Origin of the sequence: uncultured Campylobacter sp. (assembly GCF_938045225.1) — a bacterium.
Taxonomy (GTDB): domain Bacteria; phylum Campylobacterota; class Campylobacteria; order Campylobacterales; family Campylobacteraceae; genus Campylobacter_A.
Genome location: NZ_CALINL010000294.1, coordinates 1 through 8,321 on the forward strand (window position 1 = coordinate 1; position 8,321 = coordinate 8,321).

Here is an 8,321-nt window from a genome sequence, read left to right on the forward strand (position 1 = left end):
CCGCCGTAAAACCAGGCGCATCCGTCCCAAACGCTGCGCTAGAACACAGCAAGCACGCCAGCGAAGCGGCTATTATTTTTCTCAATATATCCTCCTTTGAAATATTTATTAAACAATAAAATTATACCACGGCAATAAATATTTTCACGCAAACTCCCTATCTATCACGATGAAAATTTTATACCCCGGAAAGCTTAGCGAGATCTCGCGCTCTATCTCGGCGCGCAGACGGCTTAGATTTTTCTCGGCAAAATCGACCACCACGTCAAACCTCACGCTCTTTTTCTTGCTATCAATAAAAAACGCGTGAAATCCGCGCACGCTGCTAAACTCCGAGAGCAAATTTGCCACGCAGGTGCGGCTCTCGTCCTGCCCCAAATTTACGCTATAAACGCCGAAAACCAGATAGATCCTGTAAATTTTATAAATCTCGATCTGAAGCTCGTTTAGCCTCTGCGAAACCTCGCTAAGGGGCAAATGCTCGTCTATCTCGACGTTTACCGAGCCGACGTATCGCTGCGCGCCGTAGTTGTGAAGTATCAGGTCGTATGCGCCGCGTACGATCTCGCAGCGATTTACGGCGGCGTAAATTTCGTCGCTGATCTCCTTTTCGACGCGCTGACCGATGATTTTATCGAAGGTTTCTTTTATCAAAAGCACGCCGTTTATGATAATAAAAAGCGACGCTAAAGCGCCAGCGTAGCCGTCTATCTGGATATTGGCGAAGTACGACAGCGCAGCAGAGCAAGGATCACGCACGATATGATCGCGTCTCCCAGAGCCTCCTGCCCTACAGCTTTTAGCGAGATAGATTTGGTTTGTTTGCCGATCTTTTTGTAGTAAAAGCCAAGCGCAAATTTGACGAATACCGCGCAGAACAAAAACGCCAAAAACGGCATCGTAAAGCTGGTGGGCTCTGGTGCGAAGATGTTTTCGATAGAGGTTTTTAGAAACTGAAATCCGAGCATCAGCACGATAACCGAAACGATGAGACCGCCGATATACTCGGTCCTGCCGTAGCCGTAGGGGTGGGGCTTCGCCCGGTATCTTGCTAGCTAGCTTTGAGCCAAATATCGTGATGATACTTGAGCCTGCATCGCTAAGGTTATTTACGGCGTCTGATATGAGCGCGACCGAGTTTGAGACCATGGCGATAAAAATTTTCGCCGCGGCTAAGAAAAAATTTGTAACTATGCCGATAAGCGCGGTTTTTATTATCGTTTTTTCGCGCTTACCGTCTTTAAAATCCATCATTTTGAAATTCCTTTTCATTTTTGGCGAGATTATATCACTTCTTGACATCAAAGCCAAAATTTTATAAAATGCGACTTTCAAAAACTTCTTTTGAAACTTAAATTTATCTACAAAATTATTCCGTAATTTTAAAGAGGACACAATGGAAAATAACGCGACCCAGCCTGCAAATTCTGCGCAGGAAAGTCAAAAAACCACGAAAAAACACCAAAACTCGCGCACCCACATCCCCGTCGACGGACACAAAATCGAAGAGCTAAGAACCCTTAGCCTAGAGGAGCTCATCGCTATCGCAAACAGCGTAGGCGTCGAGAATCCGCGCGAATTTCGCAGACAAGATTTGATATTTGAGATCCTAAAAACCCAAACAAAACAGGGCGGATTTATACTTTTTACGGGTATTTTAGAGATCACGAGCGAGGGCTACGGCTTTTTGCGCTCGGTAGACGCAAACCTCAGCGACAGCTCAAACGACGCCTACGTCTCAAACTCTCAAATTCGCAAATTCGCCCTGCGCGTGGGCGACATCGTGACGGGTCAAGTGCGCGAACCAAAAGATCAGGAAAAATACTACGCCCTGCTAAAAATCGAAGCGCTAAACTATATGCCGCTAATCGAGGCTAAGGAGCGCCCGTTATTTGACAACCTAACCCCGCTTTTCCCGACGGAAAAACTTCGCCTCGAATATGATCCTATGAAGCTAACGGGCCGCGTGCTCGATCTCTTTACGCCACTTGGCAAGGGTCAGCGCGGCCTCATCGTCGCACCTCCTAGAAGCGGTAAAACCGAGCTCATGAAAGAGCTAGCTCACGGCATCGCGCGCAACCACCCCGAGTCGCATCTCATGGTCTTGCTCGTAGACGAGCGTCCCGAGGAGGTCACAGACATGCAGCGCTGCGTAAAGGGCGAGGTATTTAGCTCGACGTTTGACCTTCCTGCGATGAACCACGTGCGCGTCGCCGAGCTCGTCATCGAAAAGGCCAAACGCCTCGTAGAAATGGGCAAGGACGTCATCATCCTGCTTGATAGCATCACCCGCCTAGCGCGCGCTTACAACACCGTAACTCCGCCAAGCGGCAAGGTGCTAACCGGCGGCGTGGACGCAAACGCCCTGCACAAGCCTAAGCGCTTTTTCGGTGCGGCGCGAAATATCGAACACGGCGGCAGCCTCACCATCATCGCCACTGCACTCATTGATACTGGCTCGCGTATGGACGAGGTTATTTTTGAGGAGTTTAAAGGTACGGGCAACAGCGAAATCGTCCTTGATCGCAACATCTCCGACCGCCGAATCTACCCTGCCATCAACGTACTAAAATCAGGCACAAGAAAAGAAGAACTACTGCAAAAACCGGACGAACTGCAAAAGATCTGGGCCATCCGCTCGGCGATCGCAACGATGGACGACATAGAGGCGCTTAAGTTTTTATACGCCAAGATGCTAAAAACCAAGGATAACAAAGAGTTGCTTTCGATATTAAACGAATAGTGAAGTCGCTTTTTAGATAAATTTAACCCTTGCGCGAGTCGTTTCGGCTCGCCGACCTACTTTAAAATGCTCTAAATTTTATAATTTTATGGACTTATCTTTCTTCGCATATTCTACTTTTTGTCACTCTGTTAAATTTGCGCCTAATAATTACAAGCACTCATAAATAAGCATAACACCCTAATTTTTCTTAGCTACTACAACTTCGCAGGCTTTTTATATCGTCAATTATTGCGACTTGTGCCAAATTTACAACAACATTTGCTTAACGCATGCTTGCTTTACTTAAATTTGCCGCATTGCCGCGCAGTAGCGCCTTAGCCGCCTCTAAAAACTCCGCCTTTACGCCCGCCTTTGCGAGATTATCGCTTAGCCCCGCGTCGATTAGATACTTATTTAGCGATCCGTTAGCGTTGGCTAGATCGGCGTTTAGCTTTTTCGTATCGGTATCGTATTTTTTAGCGAGCTTGTCATTCTCTGCTTTTAGCTCGTCGTATTTGGCTTCAAGCTCGGCGTATTTCTCTGCGTCCACCGCGTCGCTATTTTTAGCTTTTAGCTTTTTTACCTCGCTTAAAAGCTCTTTGTTTTTAGCGTTCATCGCTTCTTTTTCGGCTTGCAAATCACTGACTTGCTTTTCTAGCTCCTCGATCGTCATTTCGTCCTCCACAAGAGTTAAATTTAAGGCACGGCCTTTGATAGAATAGTAACTTAAATTTTAAAGTGGTTTGGTTTGGTGAAAAAATATGGTATAATTTCACAAGTAGGTAAGCGAACGGCTCGTCAAACAGCCCAGCTTCTTAGCAAAGCATTACCGCCCCTGGGGATAGAAACCTGTGTGAGGGTGTGGGTGGTCTCACCGCTTACCTATTTTTTAAAGCCTTCATTGTGGTATCCCAACGCTTCTTGTTTATGTGAAAAATCACGCCGTCGTTTATATTTATGCCGATGTCAATCATTTTCTTTTTCTTATCGTCTATCGACTTGCCGATAATTACGCCATCAGCTTTAAATGTAGCTTCTTTTATAAATTCAGGATTTCTCAAGGCGTCTATGATTTGATTTTTTAAATCATCTTTGTTAGTAAACATCTCGGGGTGTTTTTCATATAAATAATCAATACTGCCCCGTATGGTATCCGTTTTCAAATTTATCCTTTTAGCTAGTTTGCGCGGAATATCAAAATGCTTCACGTTCCTGGTGTCGTATTCGTTTAGCTTTTTCTTTTTGTAAATATCTCTCAAATCAAGCGCATGCCCTTGCTGCGTTATTAAATCCCGCATAGTGATCTTGCCTTGCATAAATAGCTCGGCTCTGCCTTTACCTAGCGTCTTTTCTATCGTTTCGGGGCTTTGAGTTTTTAGCCAGTCGTTAAACGTCATATCCTGCGGCACGTAGCCGTTCATACTTGACCTAGTGCGACCGCTCGCTTCGTCCATTCCCTCGACGCCCAGCTCATCCCAGCTTTTAGTTACGGGTATTATGGTGCTACGACAATTAAAATGAGTATTTACGCGCGGTTTGCGAAACGGGAATTCGTGTCCGATAGGTTTATAGTCTTTATCCCACGTTAACCCGTCATAAGCCCTACACAGCGCGGACGTGCGAGTATCTAGCGTGGCTTGATATTTGTAGCATTTTATTACGCCCGCGTTTGCTTCGAAAAAAGCTTGGCGTATTTCGCTTACTATCGCACCTGCTCCGGTTAGAGCGATAGCGGTAGCGTCACGTTTGTTTTTCTCTAAAACATGCGCTATTCTTTGCGCCAACATCGGCGTAGTCTCGCCTAAACTCACGCCTATTTTTAATTCGCGCTCAAGGCGCTTTTTCTGATCGGCGTTTAGCCCGTTGTTCCACGCTTTAACGGTCGCGCCCTACTAAAAATATCAAAACGGTATGCAAATTTAACGAGCTAAATCAAACGCCTCAAATTTCTAAGACTTCAGGCTCTCCAAACAGTCGTTTGGCTTCTTTTAAAACCGCTTGAGTTTTTGCAGCTTTGGGATCGGTTTGAGTTTTTGCGGCCAAATTTGACGTAGGATTTTGAGCGTTCAAATTTGCTTCGTTTGAGGACGAGTCGTCAAAATTCGCTTCGCTTTGAAACTCGTCGCTGATTAAATTTGCCGTATCTAAATTTTGCCTTGCGTCGGCATTTACGTGCTCGTTCGCATCTCGATCAAAAGGGCCGTCGTCATACTCTGCCGCCTCGCTAAATATCTCACTCACGCCATCAGGATCAAAGGGCGACTCGCCGTAGCTTGCCGTTTGCGGCGCATAGTTTTGGTTAAATTTAGCGGCGCTGCTTGGTTTTTGCTCCGTTTTCGCGGCATTTTGGCTCTCGAGCCGCTTTAGTTCGTCGTCTAAAAAGGCCAGATCCGCCCCCGCTAGGGCGCCGTCATCAGTCTTAAATTTCAGCGAATACGCCTCGTGAAAATCATGCGTATCGTCGCGCATACTCTCAAAATCGGGCGTAAATTTAGGCTTGATCGGTTGATTTAAACCAGCCTGCGTTTGCGAGTTTTGCGTCAAATTTGCCGTGTTTTCGCTTAAATTTAAGGTCTCGGTTTCGCCTATAGGCGAGCCGATATTTGTTTGCGCGCTCGGAGCCGCGTCATTTATATCCGTTTGCGTTTGCGGAGTCAAATTTTGCGTTTGCTTACCCTGCTCGCCGCTTTCAAATTCGGCGCCCAAATTTTGCTCCGAGGGCGCAGCCGTCCTCTCCTTGCTACCTTCTGAAAACAAATTTCCGGTCAGATTTGAGGACTCTTGCGCTTGGGCGTTTTGATTTAAATTTTCCTCCGAGACGTTTGCGTCAAATTTAGCGCTCCCTAGGCCTGAAGCAGTTTCGGCGTCATCAGATTTTTCTGCGCTAGCGTGCTCATTATCCAAATTTGCCGCACCCTTTTGCTCTTGCGCCCCTATTTCTGGGCTTTGCCTGGGAGTTATCTTTATCTTTGCGCTCTCGCCAAAAAGACTGCGCAAGATCTGCAAAATCACTTTCGAACCCTCGCGAAGCCGTTTCTGATCGTCGCCCGCCGCACTTGAGGCCAGACTCATGCAGCCGTCTGAAAACTCCAAAAACTCGATGCTGTTTTTAAAGCACTCGCCAAGATCAAAGCTGCGGTCGTAAATTTTGGCCAAAAAAGCTTCGTAGGCTGGATTTGGAGTTTTTGCGGCGCTGGTTTGGTTGCCCATCTCCTGCGGCGTCTTGGCATTTAAATTTGCCGAGCCGGCTAGAGTCTGAGCGCTCAAATTTCGCCCCTGAGCCGCGCCGTTTTGCGAGGCGAGTTTAGCCGCGTTTGTGCCCGTAAAATTTGACCCGTCCGTAGAACCCGTCTGCGCAGGAGCCTTAAATTTAGCCGTTTCGCTTCGTCCGCCCGTGAAATTTGACGCCGCAGAAGAAGCGCTAAAATCAGCCGCGCGTGCCTGCGAATCCGCAATTTTTTCTCTCGCATCCACGGCTATCATCTCGTCGATCGATTTTAGATTTATCGCCTCTATCATCATAAAAAGCATCACTCCAAGCACGAATCCGCCGTCGCTGCTAACGCTTAGCATTGAGCGTGCCTGCGAGAGGATCCTAAAAAATCTCTCATACAAAAGCAGCGAGTATTTCGGACTTTGCGCGAGGAAATTTGCTTTTAGATTTGCCGTTATCTCGTCTATCACCATCTCGGCGTCGTAGCTCTCTAGCTGCGCTACCGCCGCGCTTACGGCCGATTTGTCGCCGCTCATAACAAGCGCCAATATCTCCTCTATACGCTGCGGATCAAGGAGTCCCAGCATCTGCGCGACGGCGCTTTGCGTGAGTTCGCCCTTGGCGTAGATGATGGCCTGATCTAGCAGCGTGAGAGTGTCACGCAGCGAGCCCGCGCCGCTACGAGCGAGGATCTCGAGGGCCTCTTTTTCGTGCGGGACGTTTTCGCGGTTTAGGATAAAGTCAAGATGCGCGACGACGTCCGGGCGCGAGATCTGGCGAAATCTAAAATGCTGCGTGCGCGATAGCACCGTAGCCGGGAGCTTGAGCGGATCGGTCGTAGCTAGGATAAATTTGACGTAGGGCGGCGGCTCCTCGAGCGTCTTTAGCAGCGCGTTAAACGCGGGCGTGGAGAGCATGTGCACCTCGTCGATGATAAAAATCTTAAAGCGCGCGATCGCCGGAGCGTACTTGGTCTGCTCAATGAGCCCTTTTATATCGTCGATACCGCGGTGGCTGGCCGCGTCCATCTCGATGATGTCGATGTGGCGGCCTTCGTTTGCAGCGATACAGTTGGCGCACTGCTCGCAGGGCTGGCTAGTCGGGCCGTGATCGCAAACCAGCGCTTTTGAAAATATCATAGCGCTTGATGTCTTGCCGCTGCCGCGAAGCCCCGAAAAAAGGTAGGCGTGAGTGAGGCGGTTCTCGTCCAGAGCGTGCGTGAGGCTGGTGCTGACGGCCTCCTGGCCTACGAGCTCGCTAAAATTTCGCGGTCTATATCTAAGCGCTAATGCTTGCAACACGGATTTTTCCTTAAATTTAAAATTAAGATATTCTACTTTTTTTTGGATAAAAATTTAATATATTACGGCTCGGCGCGTCGCGAGGCGGGATAAATTTCGGCGAGGAAATTTGCCTGCAAGCGCGGATCAGTCGCATGCTGGGGGCCTGGCAAATTTGACGTATATACTGTTCGGTTCTTGCAAAACTGATACAAATTTGATGCAAAATTGTCTAGTCTAAATTTCGTCAAATTTAACCGCGGATATTTTGGCAATTTGGCGAATTTTGCTATAATCGCGCGAAAATGAAATTCAAAAAAGGTAGAAAATGAGAAAAGTTATATTGTGCGCGCTTGCTTTGGTATTTGGATTATTGGCTGCCGGTTGCGAGAGGAACGACTATCAGCACCCAATGTACCGCTCTACTAAAAATAAATAACCTAAAATTTGGCGGTTACTCGCCGCCCTGAAATTTCACTACTCGCAGGTTTCTTTCGTTTTATAAGGTTATGAATACAGATAAATTTAACGCATTAAAGTAGAAAATAAAAAGCGGCAAAATTTAGCAAACAAAGTGGATTAAATTTAAGCTAAATTTATTTACTCAAATTTGATCCCGGTGCCGCGCCTTAAATTTACCGCCCTAAACAAATGCGACCAAAAGGCTCAAATTTGGCTACAGATCGCCAAACAGCGCCTTTAGATCCTTCGCATTCTCGTCTTTAGCCTCGCCTCTAGCGCCTAGCTCGTTTAGCTCGATCTCATAGCCCGTTAGCATGCTAGCTAGCCTGATATTTATGCCGCTTTTGCCAATAGCCTTGCTCTTTTGCTCGGTTACTAGGCTCACGACGGCTTTGTTATCCTCGCCGATTTTAACCGAGCTGATGATCGCGGGCGCCATCGCGCGAGTGATGAGGATCGCAGGCTCTGCAGAATACTCGATCGCATCGATATTTTCGCCGTTTAGCTCCTTTGTCACGGCGTTTATGCGCACGCCTTTGGTGCCCACGGTCGCGCCCACAGGATCGACGTTTGGCGAAGTTGCCACGAGTGCGACTTTAGCGCGTTCACCCGGGATTCTGGCGCTTGCGGCGATCAGCAC

The 8,321-nt window shown here is 47.7% G+C and carries 4 protein-coding genes and 3 pseudogenes; 1 reads left to right on the forward strand and 6 read right to left on the reverse strand.

Annotation, left to right across the window (positions count from 1 at the left end; all coding sequences use genetic code 11):
* Positions 1–707: 707 nt before the first annotated feature.
* Complete coding sequence (locus Q0200_RS10705) at positions 708–974, reverse strand: cation transporter (protein ID WP_297941048.1); 267 nt, start codon at positions 972–974, stop codon at positions 708–710.
* Between the two features lie 73 nt (positions 975–1,047).
* Positions 1,048–1,302, reverse strand: a pseudogene (locus Q0200_RS10710) (cation transporter); the annotation flags it as partial.
* Between the two features lie 94 nt (positions 1,303–1,396).
* Here Q0200_RS10710 and rho point away from each other — a divergent pair.
* Complete coding sequence (gene rho, locus Q0200_RS10715) at positions 1,397–2,743, forward strand: transcription termination factor Rho (protein ID WP_297941044.1); 1,347 nt, start codon at positions 1,397–1,399, stop codon at positions 2,741–2,743.
* A gap of 265 nt (positions 2,744–3,008) precedes the next feature.
* On the opposite strand, the gene Q0200_RS10720 is transcribed toward rho, so the two are convergent.
* The 4 genes and pseudogenes from Q0200_RS10720 to nusA all read right to left on the reverse strand — a co-directional run.
* Entirely contained in the window at positions 3,009–3,398 is a 390-nt protein-coding gene (locus Q0200_RS10720) for a hypothetical protein (RefSeq protein WP_297941046.1), read from the reverse strand.
* Positions 3,399–3,603: 205 nt separating this feature from the next.
* Positions 3,604–4,548: pseudogene (locus tag Q0200_RS10725) on the reverse strand (minor capsid protein); the annotation flags it as partial.
* Between the two features lie 118 nt (positions 4,549–4,666).
* Positions 4,667–7,240 carry a DNA polymerase III subunit gamma/tau gene (locus Q0200_RS10730; protein ID WP_297941047.1) on the reverse strand — a complete coding sequence of 858 codons (2,574 nt, stop codon included), beginning with the start codon at positions 7,238–7,240 and terminating at the stop codon, positions 4,667–4,669.
* 655 nt (positions 7,241–7,895) lie between these two features.
* Positions 7,896–8,321 (reverse strand): annotated as a pseudogene (nusA, locus tag Q0200_RS10735) (transcription termination/antitermination protein NusA); the annotation flags it as partial.

Coding starts and splice junctions, on each gene's coding strand:
- Q0200_RS10720 (WP_297941046.1), bottom strand. CDS start 3,398: ATGACGATCGAGGAGCTAGAAAAGCAAGTCAGTGATTTGCAAGCCGAA.
- rho (WP_297941044.1), top strand. CDS start 1,397: ATGGAAAATAACGCGACCCAGCCTGCAAATTCTGCGCAGGAAAGTCAA.